14 protein-coding genes and 1 riboswitch are annotated in these 18,207 nt (G+C 61.3%); of the genes, 9 read left to right on the forward strand and 5 right to left on the reverse strand.

Annotated elements, in window-relative coordinates:
- Position 1: 1 nt before the first annotated feature.
- From FHT28_RS12945 to FHT28_RS12960, 4 genes are all read left to right on the forward strand, one after another.
- The gene (locus FHT28_RS12945) at positions 2-406 is read left to right on the forward strand and encodes an RNA-binding S4 domain-containing protein (protein ID WP_037195864.1); all 405 of its coding nucleotides are present in this window, start codon (positions 2-4) and stop codon (positions 404-406) included.
- 207 nt (positions 407-613) lie between these two features.
- Positions 614-952, forward strand: coding sequence for a ferredoxin FdxA (fdxA, locus tag FHT28_RS12950; RefSeq protein ID WP_034509384.1), 339 nt, complete (start codon positions 614-616; stop codon positions 950-952).
- A gap of 396 nt (positions 953-1,348) precedes the next feature.
- Positions 1,349-1,921, forward strand: coding sequence for a CarD family transcriptional regulator (locus FHT28_RS12955; protein WP_034509382.1), 573 nt, complete (start codon positions 1,349-1,351; stop codon positions 1,919-1,921).
- 403 nt (positions 1,922-2,324) lie between these two features.
- The gene (locus FHT28_RS12960; RefSeq protein WP_037195866.1) at positions 2,325-3,188 is read left to right on the forward strand and encodes an RNA polymerase factor sigma-32; all 864 of its coding nucleotides are present in this window, start codon (positions 2,325-2,327) and stop codon (positions 3,186-3,188) included.
- 39 nt (positions 3,189-3,227) lie between these two features.
- Here FHT28_RS12960 and FHT28_RS12965 read toward each other — a convergent pair whose 3' ends face one another.
- The 5 genes from FHT28_RS12965 to FHT28_RS12985 all read right to left on the reverse strand — a co-directional run bounded on the left by FHT28_RS12965 (position 3,228) and on the right by FHT28_RS12985 (position 10,202).
- The gene (locus tag FHT28_RS12965; RefSeq protein ID WP_168596524.1) at positions 3,228-4,652 is read right to left on the reverse strand and encodes a M48 family metalloprotease; all 1,425 of its coding nucleotides are present in this window, start codon (positions 4,650-4,652) and stop codon (positions 3,228-3,230) included.
- A 379-nt stretch (positions 4,653-5,031) separates the two neighbouring features.
- Positions 5,032-5,760, reverse strand: coding sequence for an ATP-binding cassette domain-containing protein (locus FHT28_RS12970; protein WP_047637692.1), 729 nt, complete (start codon positions 5,758-5,760; stop codon positions 5,032-5,034).
- Entirely contained in the window at positions 5,753-7,390 is a 1,638-nt protein-coding gene (gene thiP, locus FHT28_RS12975; RefSeq protein WP_168596458.1) for a thiamine/thiamine pyrophosphate ABC transporter permease ThiP, read from the reverse strand. The genes FHT28_RS12970 and thiP overlap by 8 nt, the downstream gene beginning before the upstream one ends.
- Positions 7,391-7,400: 10 nt before the next feature.
- The gene (gene thiB / locus FHT28_RS12980; protein WP_168596459.1) at positions 7,401-8,429 is read right to left on the reverse strand and encodes a thiamine ABC transporter substrate binding subunit; all 1,029 of its coding nucleotides are present in this window, start codon (positions 8,427-8,429) and stop codon (positions 7,401-7,403) included.
- A gap of 50 nt (positions 8,430-8,479) precedes the next feature.
- Positions 8,480-8,596, reverse strand: a riboswitch (TPP riboswitch).
- Between the two features lie 70 nt (positions 8,597-8,666).
- On the reverse strand, positions 8,667-10,202 hold the full coding sequence (locus FHT28_RS12985) for an MDR family MFS transporter (protein ID WP_168596460.1): 1,536 nt from the start codon (positions 10,200-10,202) through the stop codon (positions 8,667-8,669).
- Between the two features lie 178 nt (positions 10,203-10,380).
- Here FHT28_RS12985 and FHT28_RS12990 point away from each other — a divergent pair, with 178 nt between their 5' ends.
- The 5 genes from FHT28_RS12990 to FHT28_RS13010 all read left to right on the forward strand — a co-directional run bounded on the left by FHT28_RS12990 (position 10,381) and on the right by FHT28_RS13010 (position 18,125).
- Positions 10,381-10,896 carry a MarR family transcriptional regulator gene (locus FHT28_RS12990; protein WP_047553955.1) on the forward strand — a complete coding sequence of 172 codons (516 nt, stop codon included), beginning with the start codon at positions 10,381-10,383 and terminating at the stop codon, positions 10,894-10,896.
- 73 nt (positions 10,897-10,969) lie between these two features.
- Positions 10,970-11,623 carry a thiamine diphosphokinase gene (locus tag FHT28_RS12995; protein WP_047553954.1) on the forward strand — a complete coding sequence of 218 codons (654 nt, stop codon included), beginning with the start codon at positions 10,970-10,972 and terminating at the stop codon, positions 11,621-11,623.
- Between the two features lie 2 nt (positions 11,624-11,625).
- Complete coding sequence (locus FHT28_RS13000; RefSeq protein ID WP_047553952.1) at positions 11,626-13,455, forward strand: ABC-F family ATP-binding cassette domain-containing protein; 1,830 nt, start codon at positions 11,626-11,628, stop codon at positions 13,453-13,455.
- A 318-nt stretch (positions 13,456-13,773) separates the two neighbouring features.
- Complete coding sequence (locus FHT28_RS13005) at positions 13,774-14,949, forward strand: efflux RND transporter periplasmic adaptor subunit (protein WP_174157031.1); 1,176 nt, start codon at positions 13,774-13,776, stop codon at positions 14,947-14,949.
- Positions 14,946-18,125, forward strand: a complete 3,180-nt coding sequence (locus FHT28_RS13010; RefSeq protein ID WP_047553951.1) for a multidrug efflux RND transporter permease subunit — start codon at positions 14,946-14,948, stop codon at positions 18,123-18,125. Before FHT28_RS13005 ends, FHT28_RS13010 begins: the two co-directional genes overlap by 4 nt.
- Positions 18,126-18,207 lie beyond the last annotated feature (82 nt).

An 18,207-nucleotide genomic window follows, 5' to 3' on the forward strand; every position in this document is an offset into this window, starting at 1 on the left:
CATGAAGGATGAGGGACAGACATTTTCCGGTTCGCGCCAGCGCATCGACAAATGGCTGTTCTTTGCCCGCATGGTGAAATCCCGTTCGCTGGCGCAGGTCTATGTGCAGAATGGCAGCGTGCGGGTGAACGGCGAACGGGTCGTGCAGCCGAGCTATGGCATCAAGGCAGGCGACCGGATCGAGCTGTCCCTCGAACGGCGCGATTTGGTCCTCGTCGTGCGTGCACCCGGCGAACGCAGGGGACCCTTTGAGGAAGCCAAGCTGCTCTACGAGGACCTGACGCCTCCGCCAGATGAGACAAAACGCCTCACGGCGTTCGAACAGGCCTTGCGGGCGCCGGGCAGCGGCAGGCCGACGAAACGCGACCGGCGCGCCATCGATCGCCTGACCAAGGACGGGGATTAGAAAACTCTGTCTGCCCCGGATGGTTTTCAAGATTGTTTGTCCTTGAAATTGGCTTACAAAGTCGATACCTCACCATCAACCTGCCGGTAACCAGCCGGACGGCACGCGTGCTCGCTTGGCATTCGTCTGTTCGTTCGGCACCGCGGGAGGGCGCGACGTTCCAGGTTGCGCATCCGCGGAAAACTAGAGACATTCCTGGAGTGCTTCATGACATACGTCGTGACCGACAATTGCATCCGCTGCAAATACACCGATTGCGTGGAAGTCTGCCCCGTCGACTGCTTCTACGAGGGCGAGAATTTTCTCGTCATCCATCCTGACGAATGCATCGATTGCGGCGTCTGCGAACCCGAATGTCCTGCCGAGGCGATCAAGCCCGATACGGAGCCGGGTCTCGACAAGTGGCTGAAGATCAATACCGAATATGCGTCCATCTGGCCGAATATCACGGTAAAGCGCGATCCGCTTCCGCAAGCCAAGGAAATGGACGGCGAAGAGGGCAAGTTCGAGAAGTATTTCTCGGCGAACCCGGGTGCGGGCGACTGATCGAAAGCCGTGACAGGCTGCCGATAAAGGTGTAGTCGATATCGCACGGAACGAATCATTGCCGTTGGGCCGCATGGGCTGTCAACGTGGCCTTTTTGGCGCGCGTGAAGCAAATTATTGATTTCCTCAGATTTTTGTGATAGCTTGCCCACACTGATCCACAGCGGCATTTCGCATGCCCAAAACCATCACGAAAGCAAATCACCAATCCGTACGCGGTTTCCTTGACATATCAACGTTTTGAGTTGTCGGGTCTGGGATCGCGATGGAGGGGTTTCTTTTGCATGAGTCTGGCTGGACCAGGATGAAGTCACCCGACGGTGCTTCCGTCTCATCCGGGCCTGACTGACCCGGCGCCGGCCTTTACCGGTGCGTAACAGGGAGTTTTTGAAAAGAATGACGACCCAGCAGAAAAAACCTTCAGCAGCACGCCATGGCTTCAAGACTGGTGAATCGATCGTATATCCCGCTCATGGGGTTGGTACGATCACCGCGATTGAAGAGCAAGAAGTCGCAGGCATGAAGCTTGAGCTTTTTGTGATCGACTTCGAAAAAGACAAGATGCGTCTGAAGGTGCCCGTGGCCAAGGCCATGAGCATTGGCATGCGTAAGCTTTCCGAGACGGATTTCGTCGAGCGTGCACTTAAGGTCGTCCAGGGCAAGGCCCGCGTCAAGCGTACCATGTGGTCGCGTCGCGCTCAGGAATATGATGCCAAGATCAATTCCGGCGATCTGATCTCTATCGCTGAGGTGGTTCGCGATCTTTATCGTGCCGAGAATCAGCCGGAACAGTCTTATTCCGAACGTCAGCTCTATGAAGCCGCGCTCGATCGCATGGCGCGCGAAATTGCTGCCGTAAACAAGATGTCGGAGACCGAAGCCGTTCGCCTCGTCGAGGCCAATCTCAACAAGGGTCCCAAGCGCGGCAAGGTCGTCGAAGAAGACGATTCACAGGACGAAGCCGCATAAGGCCAGTGCCAGATACTGCTTCAAAAAACCCGGCCCTCGTGCCGGGTTTTTTCTTTGGAACCTTTTTCCGTCTGCCGCGTTTAAAGCTCGTGTTGGCGGTCGGTGCGGGTTCCTTCCTACGGGTGAGTTGTCTCGACTGGCTGTTTCATTGATGTTCACGAGGACCGGCCTATGCGTTTTCATTCGAAGCTCCCCGGCGATCTGAAGATGCTTCAATCGTCAGATTCGTTCGCTGATATCGAGTTAGACTAGTCATCGATTATCCGGCGAGCCGGAGATTGGTCTCCAATTGCATTTCATTCATTGATTTTCATCCGAGCAGGGATGTTCGGAAACGACGCTTGCTGCCCTTTTCGTCGACCGCGGCACAGAGACGACTTGAGGCCGAACCCAGGAGATGCATATGACGAATATGTCTGCAGATCGGCGCATGATTAAAGTTGCGATGGCTGCTCCATATCTAGATCGTGACGAAGAACATGATCTCGCCATACGTTGGAAGGATCACGATGATCGCGGCGCCCGCAATCAGATCGCAACCGCCCATATGCGCCTTGTCATTTCGATGGCAGGCAAATTCCGCAATTTCGGACTGCCGATGAGCGATCTCGTGCAGGAAGGTTACGTCGGCTTGCTGGAAGCTGCCGCCCGCTTCGAGCCGGAGCGGGAAGTGCGCTTTTCGACCTATGCCAGCTGGTGGATCCGCGCGTCGATCCAGGATTATATCCTGCGCAATTGGTCGATCGTGCGCGGCGGCACGAGTTCGGCGCAGAAGGCGCTGTTTTTCAATCTCCGCCGTCTGCGCGCCAAGCTCGCAAGAAGCAATTCGAGCATTACCGTTCAGTCTATCCACGAGGAAATCGCCGTCACGCTCGGCGTCAGCCTTGCCGATGTGCAGACCATGGATGCGCGCCTTTCCGGCAGCGACACCTCGCTGCAGGCGCCTTCGATAGCAAGTGATTCCGAGAGCGCCGAACGTATCGATTTTCTCATCAGCGACGAGCCGCTTCCGGATGAGCAGGTTTCCGACATGATCGACGGCGAACGTCGTCGCATCTGGCTCGCATCGGCGCTGAAGCACCTCAACGAACGCGAGATGAAGATCATCCGCGCCCGCCGCCTTGTCGAAGATGGGGCGACGCTGGAGGAGCTTGGCGCCGATCTCGGCATTTCCAAGGAACGTGTGCGTCAGATCGAAAGCCGCGCGATGGACAAGCTCCGCAGCGCGCTGGTGGATGCCGACCCGCGTATGGCAACCTATGCCTGAGAGACACCTTCTCCCGAGCGGGGGAAGGTAAACCCGCCGTTATTCCGCAATAATCTTGACCTTGTCGCCCGGTGCAATGTTTGCGCCGGTGGGCAGGGCATTGATCAGTTTGAACAGGTCGAGCTTGCGGTCGATGCCCATCATGCGGGCAGCAAGCGTGGTGATCGTATCGCCGGGCTTGACGGTGACGACGCGAACCCGCAACGGCTTCAGCGATGAAGCCTCCTCCGGGGTCATATGCCGGAAGCTCGACCGCAGCACATTGGCCGTCTGATCGAGCTGGGCGAGGTTCCCCTTCGGCACCGCCGTCAGGAAACGGAAGATCTGCGTGCGGTCGCGGATGACGGTGACGTCGAAATCCCAGCGATCGGCAGAAGCGCGCGCGGTGGCGGCCGGCATGCCGTTGACGGTGATCGATTGGATCGACGAAGGATCGAGGCCGGTCACCCAGCCGCTGGAAATATAATTCGTCAGGTTCTGGTTCTGGGTGTCGGCAACGCCGTCGAAGCGAATGGCGATATCGCCAGGACCGGTCGCCATGACAGCCTCGACCTTGTTGTCGATACGGAAATCAGGCGGCACGTCGAAACGAATGCCAAGGCCGCCATGCAGGAAGGTCTGGCCGCGCACATAGCCTTCCTCCGGGCTGTCGCCATAGAGCAGGCCGTCGATACCGTTCAGATAATAGTCGCGGCCGGTGTCGCCGACCTTGCCTTCCTCGCCGAATTCGCGGGCGTGTGCTTTGGCGAGGTCGATGCGCTGCGGAGTGCTCGGATGGCTGGACAGGAAGTCCAGGCTCTGGTCGACGTCGGAATTGGCCGTCATGAAGCGGCTGTAGTCTTCCATGGCGTTCAGGAAGCGTGCCGCGGCGTAAGGGTCATAGCCTGCCTGGCCGAGTGTGCGAATGCCGATCTCGTCGGCCTGCAGTTCCTGCTGGCGGGAGAAGGCGGCGAGGCGCAGCTTGCCGCGGGCCAGCGCCTGCTTGCCGGCGAGATCGCTCGACAGGACCTCGGCGACGACGCGGCTGGCGATGACCTCGGCCTCTTCGCGCTTCTGGCGTTCGATGCCGTGATTGGCTGTCACGTGCGCCATTTCGTGCGACAGCACGGCGGCAACTTCCGACGCATCGTTGGCAAGAGCCAGAAGGCCGCGCGTCACATAGAGATAGCCGCCCGGCAAGGCGAAGGCGTTGATCGACGGCGAATTCAGAATGGTGATGCGATAGGATTGCTGCGGGTTCTCCGACACGCTGGTCAAGGCGCCGGCGATGCGGGCAACGAGACGTTCGGTCTTGGCGTCCTTGTATTCGCCGCCGTAACTCGCGAGAATGCGTGGATGCTCGCGCGCGCCCATCTGCGCGCGCGGATCGTTTTTCTGCACCTCGGACACGATCTGCGGATTGGCTGAGGGCGAAACGCTCGGCTGATAGGACTGATCCATCACCGTTTGGCAGCTGTTCAACATTGCCGCGGCGACAAGAAGAGAAGCCAGGCGGCGCAAACGGGCTGCGACGGGCACGCTGATCCTTCGTTTTGCTCGTTCGCTCTGCTTCAGTACCTGTGTCTCACTCATTTCGCTGCCATGCCGGCTCGGCGCCAAAATCCGGTTGATCGTTACCGGGCCGATCGTCGTCGCGCGCCGATAAAGGTTGCTTTCACCCCATCAATCCGCGTTTACCGGACGGTCTCCACCCCTTGCTCTAGCCGATTTTGGCACCGGTTGCATAGCGAGACTCCGTTTAAATGTGGCAGCGTTGTATTTTAGCAAGCATTTCTCCCAGGACTTTCAGCCGTTTGGCTGGACGAAATTAAGGCAAAACCGGCAACAGCATGCTGCGTCGCATTCAATGCTGCAAAAATGTGGTCAGTGCCGGAATGCCGCCCTCCTTCAGGAAGGCTTCGATGGGCGCGGAAAGCCGAATCGTGCCGCCGTCGATGAAGACGGCATGGTCGGCAAGACGCCTGACCTCGGCCGGATCGTGCGAGACGATGAGGACCGTATTACCGCTTTCGTGGTGGAGAGCCTTCAGCAGCTCGACCATGCCGGAGCGCAGCCCAGGATCGAGTGCGGCGAAGGGTTCGTCCAGGAGCAGGATCGGTTTGTCGCGCACCAGTGCCCTGGCGAAGGCTGCGCGCTGCCGCTCTCCGCCGGAAAGCGTTCCCGGCTTGCGCTTTTCGAAACCCGGGAGCCCGACACGCGCCAGCGCTTCCGAGACCCTTTGGCGGTCCCGGGCGGAGAGTTTCAACGACGGGCTGATGCCAAGGCCGACATTGGTGAAGAGATCCAGATGGGCAAAGAGATTGTTGTCCTGGAAGACGAGCGACACCGGCCGTTCGGCGGGATGCTTGCCGGTCACATCCTGTCCGGCAAGCAGGACGCGGCCGCGATCGGGCTGTTCGAAGCCGGCCAACAGGTTGAGGAAGGTCGACTTGCCCGAGCCGGAGGGGCCGGCAATGGCAATGATCCTGCCCTCCGGCAATGCGCAATCGAAGCGGAAATCATGCGTGCCGAGGCGCAGTTCTACGCCGGTCATCGCGATGCTGCGTTCGATCATGTCGCCGCGGTCAGTCATTTCGCCTGCCTTCGTCTTCGCGGGTGCCTTGGCCCGCCGTGCCGGCGATGGTGAGGAGAAGGCATACCACGCCGAGGATCAAGGCATATCCGTCGGCATCGTTGGTGCGGTAGCTGCCGAGCTTGCTGTAGACCAGCCAGGGCAGGGTCATCAGGCTGTCCGAGCCGAAAAGAGCGACAGCGCCGAGATCGCCGAGCGAAAGCGCGATGGCGAAGGAGAGCGCCGTGAAAAGCGGTTTGCGCAGGCCGGGCCAGTCGATCAGGCGCAAGCGGGAGAGCCCCTCAAGGCCGAGGCTCGCCGCCAGCCGCTCGGTGCGGCGTCTATGAACCACGTAAGCCGGCTCGAGGACGCGGATGACGAAGGGCAGCGCCATCAGCGCATTGATTGTCACGATCAGGACGGCGGCGAAGCGGCTGGGATCGCCGAATGGCCTGAGCGCCAGGAACCAGCCGGTTGCCAGCACGATCGGCGGAACGAGCAGGATGAGGGAGGAGGTTCCACTCAGAGCCGCCGCCAGACCGCGCAGGCTGAAGGTCTTGTTGCGGTCGGCGGAGATCACCGAGCGGGCGCGGATGATCGCGAACGATATCGCCACGGCCAGAAGGCCGGCGGCGAGTGCGATGGCGAAGCTCGTGACAGCCGCCTGCAGGAAGATCGTCTGACAGGCGAGCTTGAGAAGATCGGCTTCGAGGCCGGCGACGACGACCGAGGCAAGCGGCAGGCCGATGAAGAGGGCAGCGCTTGACAGCAATACGGCATCGACCCATCGCGCGGCGCGCAGCTGCCCGTCGATGCGCCGCAGGGAGCGGCCGCTCGTCAGCCCATGATCGTCAGGCGAGGGAAACAGTGTCATCGCGCCGAGAATCGCGGCTGTGACGACGATCTGCAGCAGCGACAGCAATACGGCACGACCGGGATCGAAATCGAAGCGCAGCGCCTGGTAGATCGCGACTTCCAGCGTGGTCGCGGCCGGGCCGCCGCCGAGGATCAGCACCAGTGTGAAGCTGGTGGCGCAGAGCATGAAGATCAGACCGGCGATGCCGGGAATGAGGCCGCGCAAGACAGGCCATTCGATGAAGCGAAAGACCGAGGCGGGTCGCATGCCGAGGCCTCCGGCAACAAGCCAATATTCCGCCGGCACACGCTCCAGCCCGGCGAGCATCAGCCGGCAGGCAAGCGGCATATTGAAGAAGACATGCGCCAGCAGGATGCCGGCAAGGCCGTATATGCTGACGGGCTGCGACAGGCCAAGTGCCGTGAGGGCCTGATTGAGCAATCCCTGGCGCCCCCAGATGCCGAGCAGACCGAGCGCGCCGATCAGGACAGGCAGGCCCATGGGCACGGCCATCAGGCGGATCAGCCACAGCCGCCCGGGAAAGCGCGGCTGGCGCGCCAGGGCGCGGGCGACGGGGATGGCAAGCACGATGGAGAGCAGCGCCGACAGGGTCGCCTGCAGCAGGGTGAACCGCAGCACGCGCAGCAGATAGGGATCTGCGAGCGTGGAGTCGCCGCCGGATTCGATGCCGGCGGCAAGCAGGACGACGACGGCGATCCCGACGAAAAGCGCGATGCCGGCGAGGCTGAGCGCCCCGCCGGAAATGGCGCGTCTTCTTTCGAGTGCCGTCAGCATGGTCGCGATGTCAGTTGCCGCTGGTGGCGGCCAGCCATTCGTCGATCCAGGCCTTGCGGTTCTTCTCGACGACTTCAGGACTCATGAGGAAGGTCTTCGTCGGCACCACGAGCTTGCTGAAGGCGTCCGGCAGCGGCGCCGATGTGGCGGAGGCCGGCATCATCCAGTTGCTGGTGGGGATGATGTCCTGGAAGGCCGGCGACACCATGAATTTCAGGAAATCGCGGGCAAGGTCCTTATTCGAAGACGATTTGACGAGGCCGGCGACCTCGATCTGGATGTAATGTCCTTCGGAGAAGGCCGCCGCCTGATAGCGGTCGGTCTTTTCCTCGATCATGTGATAGGCCGGCGACGTGGTGTAGGAGAGCACCATCGGCGCTTCGCCCTTGGTGAAGAGATCATAGGCCTCCGACCAGCCGGGCGTCACCGTCAGGATGCGGCCCTTGAGCTTGGTCCAGGCATCGGCTGATTTGTCGCCGTAGATCGACTTGACCCAGAGCAAGAGGCCGAGGCCCGGTGTCGAGGTGCGCGGATCCTCGATGACGATCTTCTGCTGGGGATCGCCCTCGACGAGATCCTTCATGCTCTTCGGCGGGTTCTTGACCGTCTGCGTGTCATAGATGACGGCGAAATGGCCGTAATCATAGGGCACGAAGACATCATCCTTGAAATCGCCGGGAACCTTGAGCGCCGATGTGTCGACGCCGCTCGCATCGAACAAGCCGGTATCCTTGGCTTCATTGACAAGATTGGTGTCGAGGCCGAGAACGATATCGGCCTTGGTGCCGGCGCCCTCGAGCTTGAGGCGGGACAGAAGCGCCACGCCGTCGGTGACGCTGACGTAGTTGACCGTGCAGCCGCATGTCTTTTCAAAGGCGGCCTTGACCTTGGGGCCGGGACCCCAATCGGCGGTAAAGCTCTCATAGGTGTAGATGGTCAGCGTCTTGTCCGCAGCCTGGGCGGCCTGGGCAGTAAAAAACGTCGTGCCGGCGGCGAGAGCCAGGCCGGCGAAGAATGACAATAGCGATCGGTCGTGCATGACAGCGCCTCCTCTTTGGTTTCGTCTTGAAGGGGAAAAGGGCGCTATGATTTCGTCACGCGTCTAATCCCTCCGCCGGTGTTAGCCGGATCAGGTTCCGCGGGTTGGCCTGTCAAAGCCTCTCAGCCAAATATCCCAAAGGACATAAGGCACCCCGTTAGAGCATCGGCAGATTTAGCCTTGCGACGAAGGGATGACAAGGGGAATGATTCCCCCGTCGATTGCAGGCCGCACGATCTATTCGGCGGCTTCGGCGGCAACCGTGTTTTCGAATTTCTTGGTGGCGCCGGGCAGCTGCACGTTCTTCAGCGTGAGCGCTGTCAGAAGGCCGAGCATGCAGATGCCGGCTGCCGTCATGAACAGGGGACTGAAGGCGCTTGCATAGGCATTGGCGACGGCTTCGCGGGTGGCTTCCGGCAGGGCCGCCATCATCTTCGGCGTCAGTTCCTTGATGTCGGAAACGCCTGAAATCGAGACACCGACATTGCCGAGCTTGGCGGCGATGATGGCGCCATAGATGGAGATGGCGATCGAGGCACCGCCCATCCGAGACAGCGTCACCGCGCCGGTAGCAGCACCGACGTCGCGGCTATTGGCGGCGTTCTGCACGCCGATGACAGGCACCTGCTGCGCAAGGCCGATACCGATGCCGTGCAGCAGCATCAGGCCGCCGATGACGGCGATGGGCGTGCCGGCATGGACGAAGGCGAGCGAGCCGAAAGCAATGGTGCTGCAGGCGGCGCTGGCGACGGCAAAGGGTTTGTAGCGGCCTCTTGCCGCGATCAACCTGCCGGCGGAAAGCGAGCCGCAGACGATGCCGCCGGTCAAAAGGATGAACAGCAGGCCGGCCAGCGAGGGCGAGAGGCCCGTCGTCGTCTGCAGGAAGAGAGCGAAGTAGTTGACCATGCCGATGGCGACCGCACCGCTGGTGATCGAGATGATGAGGAGCAGGCCGAATGTCGGATTGCGGAACAGTGTCATCGGCACGATTGGCTCCGGCGCACGCCGCTCGATGAAGACCCAGGCGATGGCGCAGATCGCACCAAAGGCGATGATGCCGAGGCATTGCGGCGACAGCAGCGATCCGAAGAGTTCGGTGCCGTCTGCGGCGAGCACGATGCTTGTCGTCGTCAGCGCAAGAACAAGCGCGCCGGCGTAATCGATCTTCGGCCGGCGGGCCGGCTTGCGGTAGGGCAGCATGGTGGCGAGGCCGGCGAGCACGATGAAGCCGATCGGCACATTGACGAGGAAAATCGAGCGCCAGCCGAACAGATCGCTCATCGTGCCGCCGAGGACGGGGCCGATGGCGCCGGACGCCATCAGCACGAGGCTGGAATAGCTCTGGTAGCGGGCGCGTTCGCGCGGCTCAAAGAGATCGGCGTTGACGGCGAAGATCGATACCATGATGCCGCCGCCGCCGAAGCCCTGCAGCACGCGGGCGGCGATCAGCGTGTTCATCGACACCGCAAGGCCGCAGACGGCGGAGCCGACAGTGAAGATCGCGATCGCCGTCATCATCACATATTTGCGGCCGAAGAGGTCGCCGAGCTTGCCGTAAACAGGCATGACGGCGGAAAGGGAGAGAAGATAGGCCGATCCGATCCAGCCGAAGCGTTCCAGATGCCCGAACTCGCCGACGATGGTAGGGAGTGCCGTCGATACGATCTGATTGTCGAGCGTTGCCATGAACATGGCGGTCATCAGAAACAGGAAGAGAATAAGCCGCCGCCTAGGATCCGTCACGAGCGGCGCGAACGTTGTCTGCATGTCCATGGAGCAAGATATCCGAGCTTGTCCGAAACGCTGCGCAGTCGAGCGAATGCGCGGGGCGCCCCGGCTTCATATAGGAAACATATGTGCTGTTAGCATATAATTGTCAATGACAGGTGAATGCTGTTTGCATGTTTTATTTCTTTTCCGCCTCTGATATGGTGGAAAGATGACATCAGCGATGAATACACGTGAAGTTGAAGGCCCGCCGCTGACCGAAGACGCGAATCTCCTGCTGATCGGTCAGGCGATGACGCGCATGCGCCTGCTGACAGGCCGCCGTATGATCGGCAGGCTCGCCATTCAGAACGTCGCCCCGGGGCTTGAGCTTTCGCATCTCGATGTGCTCGACGTCGTAAGGCGGGCAGAGGCCACGGGTGAAGTCACCGTCGGGACGATTGCGGACATCCTGCGCATCGATCCGTCGCGGGCGAGCCGCATCGTTGCCGATATGGTGGCGCGCGGTGTCTTGCGGCGAAAGGCGTCCCAGGCAGATGCGCGGCGCATCGTCGTCGTGCTCACCGCGCTCGGGCAACGGTTGCTGTCGGAAATTCAGGCGCAAAAATACTCCGTCATCGGCGGCATCTTTGCCGATTGGTCGGCTGAGGAAATCAAGAGTTTCTCGTTGTTGTTCGATCGCTATGTCACAGGCTATGAACGCGTTATTGAGGCCCGCCTCAAGGAAACGACCGACTGAGCGGCCGACACGGGTCGTTCTTGCAAACGGCGCTCTTCCCTAGGGATACGACTTTGCGCTATGGGCTTGGCGCATGAGCCAGTCCACCACCTTCACCATCCTACTCGGCGGCGAGCTTCGCATGACGGATCGGTTGCGCGCCGCGGTTTCCGGTAGCCGTTTCATCGCGGCCGATGGCGGCATGCGCCATGCCGTGGCGCTTGGCGTAGAGCCGGAGCTCTGGGTCGGCGATTTCGACTCCACATCCGCGGACCTCCTCGCGGCGTTTCCCAAGGTGCCGAAGCAGCCCTATCCGGCGGCGAAGGCGGCAACCGATGGCGAGATTGCCGTATCGGAGGCAATCGATCGTGGGGCAACCAGGTTGATCCTCGCCGGGGCCATGGGTGGCGAACGGTCTGATCATGCGATCCAGCACCTGCTCTACGGCGTCCAGCTCGCCGAAAAGGGCTTTGATGTGCTGTTGACCTCCGGTGATGAGGAAGCGGTGCCGCTTCCGCCGGGAGAGCTGATGCTTCAGCTACCGACCGGATCGCTGTTTTCGGTTCTCGGTTTCAGCGACCTTACGGGGCTTTTCATCGACAATGCCCGTTATCCCTTGCGCGATTTCCATCTGCCCTTCGGCACGTCGCGCACCATTTCCAATGTGGCGGAAGGCGCTGTGCGCTTTTCGCTCGGCAGCGGCAGGGCGATCGTCCTTGCCCGCCCTTATGATCTCAGCGGAGTCTGATCTTGGCCCCTCCCATTCTGAAACTCGACGACATCTTCCTGAGCTTCGGCGGAGCACCCCTGCTCGCCGGCGCCGGGCTGCAGGTGGAGCCGGGTGACAAGATCTGCCTCGTCGGCCGCAATGGTTCGGGCAAGTCGACTCTTTTGAAGATCGCAGCCGGCATGGTCGAGGCGCAGTCCGGCGAAGTGTTCCGTCATCCGTCGTCGACCGTGCGCTATCTCGAACAGGCGCCGGATTTCGCCGATTACAAGACGGTGGCCGCCTATGCCGAAGCCGGGTTGGGGCCTGGCGACGATCCCTATCGCGTCACCTATCTCCTGTCGCATCTCGGCCTCACCGGCGAAGAGGATCCGAAGAACCTTTCGGGCGGCGAAGCGCGCCGTGCGGCTCTTGCCCGCGTTCTGGCGCCGGAGCCGGACATCCTTCTGCTCGATGAGCCCACAAACCATCTGGACCTGCCGACCATCGAATGGCTGGAAGGCGAGCTGCAGAAGACCCGCAGCGCGCTGGTATTGATCTCGCACGACCGTCGTTTCCTCGAAAAAGTCTCGACGGCGACCGTCTGGCTCGATCGCGGCACCTCGCGGCGGCTCGATCGCGGCTTTGCATTCTTCGAAGCCTGGCGCGATCAGGTGCTGGAAGCCGAAGAGCTGGAGCAGCACAAGCTCGGCAAGGCGATCGAGCGCGAGGAGCACTGGCTGCGCTACGGCGTGACCGCGCGGCGCAAGCGCAACATGCGTCGCCTCGGCGAATTGCACGACATGCGCTCGCGCCATCGTGGCCACAGGGGCGCGCTGGGTTCCGTGCAGGCGACCGCCGCGGATGCGCAGGAGAGCGGCAAGCTGGTGATCGAGGCCGAGAAGATCACCAAGGCCTATGACGAACGCGTCATCGTGGCGCCGTTTTCGATCCGCGTGCATCGCGGCGATTGCATCGGCCTCGTCGGCCCGAACGGCGCCGGCAAGACGACGCTCCTGAAGATGCTGACCGGCCAATTGGCCCCGGACAGCGGCACGGTGAAGCTCGGCACCAATCTGGAGATCGCCACGCTCGACCAGAAGCGCGAAGAGCTTGATCCCGAGGACACGCTTGCCAACTACCTGACCGACGGGCGCGGCGAAAACCTGCTTGTCAACGGCGAGCAACGGCATGTAACCGGCTACATGAAGGAATTCCTGTTTCAGCCGGAGCAGGCCCGCACGCCAATCAGGAATCTTTCCGGCGGCGAGCGCGCCCGGCTGATGCTGGCGCGTATCCTGTCGCGGCCGACCAATCTGCTGATCCTCGACGAACCCACAAACGATCTCGACATCGAGACGCTCGATCTGCTACAGGAAATCGTCGCCGGCTTTTCCGGCACCGTCATCCTCGTCAGCCACGACCGCGATTTTCTCGACCGCACCGTGACCTCGACGATCGCGCCCGCCAACCCGGAAGATCCGGACGGCCGATGGATCGAATATGCCGGCGGCTATTCGGACATGCTCACCCAGCGCAAGGGCGCGATGGAAGAGCGCAAGCGGGCGGAAAAGGCGGCTGAAAAGCCGAGGGCCGCAGAGACTGCGTCATCCGCCGCGGACGCTTCGAAAGGCAAGGCCAAGCTTTCCTACAAGCAGAAATTCGCATTGGAAAACCTGCCCAAGGAAATGGCCAAGGCGGAAGCGGAGATCGCCGTCCGCGAGAAGAAAATGGCCGATCCCACTCTCTTCACCAAGGATCCCGCTACGTTCAATCGTCTTGCGGCAGAGATGGAAAAGCTGCGCGAAAGCTTGATCAGGATGGAAGAGGAATGGCTTGAGCTTGAAATGCTGCGCGAGGAGCTGGAGGGCTGATATCTCTGCCAGCTCGCCCTATGCGCGTCCGTCTATATTAGAAAAAACAATCGGTTGCGCTCGGTCGCGGCCGCTTCATTCCCTGTTGTCGAATCCGATAAACTGTTTATACATTAACGTATGCTGCCGGACGATGAGCCGGTTGATACCCCCGGGCCGGCGCGGCCCGTGGTGCATGTTGGGGAAGTCCGAAGAGACTTGATTGGATTTCGCCTGATGGCGACAGGTCCTTCGTAAAAGTTGCAGGCAAATATCGTAGACGTTTAACGCGGCGGCGCTTATTGCCGTGTGCGGTTTTTCGAGGGGGCCTTCATGCCGATGCTGCCGCGTGCCATCTTGTTCAGCTGTGTAATCACCGTTTTCTCGAGCGCCCAGGCGCTGGCGCAAAGCGCGCCGCCGGCTGCGCCCGTCACAGTCGCCAAGCCCGTCGTTCGCGATGTCATCGACAGCGACGAGTTCATCGGGCGCTTCCAGGCGGTCGACGAGGTCTCCGTGCGCTCGCGGGTCGGCGGTTATCTGCAGGAGGTGCATTTCAAGGACGGCACCATGGTCAAGCAGGGCGATCTGCTCTTTGTCATCGACCAGCGGCCGTTCATCACCACCTTGAACGAGGCGACGGCGTCGCTGGAGGTGGCGAAATCGTCGCTCACGCTTGCCGATGCGCAATTCAAGCGGACGGAATCCCTCTCGACGACGGGCAGCCAGTCGGCCTCGAATCTGGACGATCGCCGCCGCGACCTGATCTCGGCGCAGGCGAATGTGCGTGGGGCGGAGGCGGCCGTGGATCGCGCCAATCTCGACATGGATTTCACCAAGATCACCGCGCCGCTCAGCGGCCGGATCGACCGTCGGCTGATTTCCGTCGGCAATCTCGTGCAGGCCGATCAGACCATCCTCACGACCATCGTGTCTCTCGACCCGATCGATTTCTATTTTGACGTCGATGAGCGCCGGCTGCTTTCCTATGCCGACGAGGCGCGCAAGAACGGCAGCGCCTTGCAGCAGGGCGGCGGCGGTCTCAACGTCACCGTGACGATCGCCGACTCTCACCAGAAGTCTTTCAAGGGCAAGCTCGACTTTGCGGAAAACCGTGTGGACAATCAAACGGGTACGATCCGTGTTCGCGCTACCTTCCCCAACCCCGATCTCATTCTCCAGCCCGGCCTGTTTGGGCGCATCCAGGTGCAGGGCTCTAACAGCTACAAGGCGATTCTGGTGCCCGACGAAGCCATCGGTTCGGATCAGAACCAGCGTGTCGTCTATGTCGTCGACACGGCCGGCAACGTGACGCCGAAGTCGGTGCGGGTCGGGCCGAAGCTTTATGGCTACCGCGTGATCCGCGACGGCATGACTGGTGACGAGACCATTATTGTCAACGGCCTGATGCGCATCAGGCCCGGCGTCAAGGTCGCGCCTCAGCTGATCGAATTGCCGCAGGAAGCGTCGAATGACGAGCCGCCGGCTCAGGCGGACGCACAGGGGACGGATCAATGAGGTTTTCCCATTTTTTCGTCGACCGGCCGATTTTCGCGTCGGTTCTGTCCATCGTGCTGCTGATCGTCGGCGGCATTGCCTATTTCCAGCTTCCGGTGGCGCAATATCCGGAGGTCGCGCCTCCCACGATCGTGGTGCGCACCTCCTATCCGGGCGCCGATTCCCAGACGATCGCCGATACGGTGGCGACGCCGATCGAGCAGGAGGTCAACGGCGTGGAAGACATGCTCTACATGTCCTCCTATTCCAGCGCCGACGGCTCGATGTCGCTGACCATCACCTTCAAGCTCGGCACCGATCTCGACAAGGCGCAGGTGCTGGTGCAGAACCGCGTCGCCATTGCCGAACCGCGCCTGCCCGATGATGTCCGCCGCATCGGCATCACCACGGTCAAAAGCTCGCCGGATCTGATGATGGTCGTGCATCTGCTCTCGCCGAGCAACCGCTACGACCAGCTTTATATCTCCAACTATGCCCGAACGCGCATCCGCGACCTTCTCGTGCGTCTCGACGGTGTCGGCGACGTGCAGCTCTTCGGCGAGCGGCAATATTCGCTGCGCATCTGGCTCGACCCGGAAAAGCTCGCTGCCTACGGCATGACCGCAGGCGACATCGTCCAGGCGTTGCGGGACCAGAACGTGCAGGTGTCCGGCGGCTCGATCGGCGGGCCGCCGGTTTCGGGCACCAACGCCTTTCAATATACGGTGACGACCCAGGGGCGTTTTTCCGATGCGCGGCAATTCCGCTATGTCATCGTCAAGGCGACGGATAGCGGCCGGCTCGTGCAGCTGCAGGACGTGGCGCGTATCGAGCTCGGCGCGCAGGACTACGTTACCAACAGCTATCTGAACGGCAAGCCGGCGGTTGCGCTCGGCATCTTTGCCCGCCCCGGCACCAATGCGCTTGACGCCGCCGCAAGCATCCAGAAGACGATGCAGAGCCTGGCTCAGGATTTTCCGCAGGGCCTCGAATATCGCATCGTCTACAATCCGACCGAATTCATCGCGGAATCGATCTACGAGGTCTATAAGACGATCTTCGAGGCAGCCGTGCTCGTTGCCATCGTCGTGCTGGTCTTCCTGCAGTCGTGGCGGACGGCGATCATTCCGATCGTCGCCATTCCGGTATCGCTCATCGGCACCTTCGCCTTCCTGCTTGCCTTCGGTTTCTCGCTGAACATGCTGACGCTGTTCGGCCTGGTGCTTGCCATCGGCATTGTCGTCGACGACGCGATCGTGGTCGTCGAAAATGTCGAGCGCAACCTGGCGCTCGGGATGACGCCAAAGGAGGCGTCGCATGTGACGATGAACGAGGTCGGCACTGCAGTTCTGGCGATTTCGCTGGTCCTGATCGCCGTCTTCCTGCCGACGGCCTTCATTCCGGGCATAACGGGACAGTTCTACCGGCAGTTCGCGGTGACCATCTCGATCGCAACGGCGATTTCCTGCCTGAATTCGTTGACGCTCTCGCCAGCAATTGCCGCCATCGTGTTGCGTCCACACGACCACAAGAAATCCAACAATATCGTCTCGCGTTTCGGTCGCGCTCTGGGCGATGGGTTCAATAGGGGTTTCGAGTCGATGAGCAGGGGCTATTCCTGGGTCATCCGCCATCTCGTCACCACCTGGGTCGCGCTTGGCTGCGCTCTTCTCGTGTTCGTCGGGCTGCTCGGCGCGACCTGGTTCATGGGCAGGATCGTGCCGCAGGGCTTCGTTCCCACAATGGACCAGGGTTATGCCATCGTCGTCGTGCAATTGCCGGATGGAGCGTCGCTGGCGCGCACCAATGCCGTCATCGAGAAGGCGACCGCGATCATCAACAAGACGCCTGGCGTGGAAAACGCGGTTGCTTTTGCCGGCTTCAATGGCGCGACCTTCACCAATGCCTCGAATTCGGGCGTCATCTTCACGCCCTTCAAACCCTTCGAGGAGAGATTGAAGAGCGGCGAGACGGCCATGAAGATCATCGGCCAGATCTATGGTAGCCTCCAGGGCATTCAGGAGGCCTTCATCATCGCCATTCCGCCGCCATCGATCCGCGGCGTCGGCAATTCCGGCGGCTTCAAGATGCAGATCATGGACCGCGAAAATCCCGACATGCGCCGGATCCTGCCGCTGGCCTATCAAATGATGGGCGCTGCCGCTCAGAATAAGGGTGTCACCGGCGTCTTCACCACCTTCTCGGCCAACAGCCCGCAATATTTCCTGGCGATCGACCGCGACAAGGCGCGGGCGCTGAACGTGCCGATCCCGAACATCTTCGAGACGCTGTCGATCAACCTCGGCACGTCCTACGTCAACGACTTCAATGCCTTCGGCCGCGTCTATCAGGTGCGGGCGCAGGCCGACCAGCAATATCGCATGGACCGGGAGGATATTCTGGCGCTGAAGGTTCGCTCAGCCACTGGCGCGCTGGTGCCGCTCGGCACCCTCGTCGATATCCGGGATACGACCGGGCCGACGCTGGTGCAGCGCTACAATATGTATGTGTCGGTTCCCATCCAGGGCAATCCGGCGCCGGGCGTCTCCACCGGTACGGCCCTCGACACCATGGAGGGGCTGGCGAAGAACCTTCTTCCGACGGGCACGACCTTCGAATGGACGGAGCTTGCCTATCAGGAAAGGAATACCGGCAATACGGCGGTCTATATCTTCGCCCTGTCGGTCATCTTCGTTTTCCTTGCGCTTGCGGCCCAGTATGAAAGCTGGACGCTGCCGCTCGCCATCATCCTCATCGTGCCGCTGGCGGTGCTCGCCGCATTGATCGGGGTGCATCTGAGAGGCATGGACAACAATATCCTGACGCAGATCGGGCTCATCGTGCTGATCGGCCTTGCGGCCAAGAATGCGATCCTGATCGTCGAATTCGCGCGTCAGGCGCAGCTCGAAGGAAAGAGCGCGGTGGAGGCGGCGATCGAGGCCAGCCATCTGCGTCTGCGCCCGATCCTGATGACGGCCTTCGCATTCATCTTCGGCGTCGTGCCGTTGATGATTGCGACCGGACCCGGCGCGGAAATGCGCCAGTCGCTCGGCACGGCCGTATTCTCCGGCATGCTCGGCGTGACGCTGTTCGGCCTGTTCCTGACGCCGGTCTTCTACGTCGTGCTGCGCAGGCGGCGCAAGCAGACAGAGGCAGTGGTGGAAGAGCCGTCAGCCTCAGACGCGGCGGCGCAATAACATCAATTGGAGCGGCTCAGCTTTCCATGGGATCGCTGAGCCGCTCCAATCGTTTGCTTTCATGCAATTCCGGACTGAAAAC

The organism is Rhizobium sp. SG570 (assembly GCF_012275345.1).
GTDB classification, from domain to species: Bacteria; Pseudomonadota; Alphaproteobacteria; order Rhizobiales; family Rhizobiaceae; genus Rhizobium; species Rhizobium lusitanum.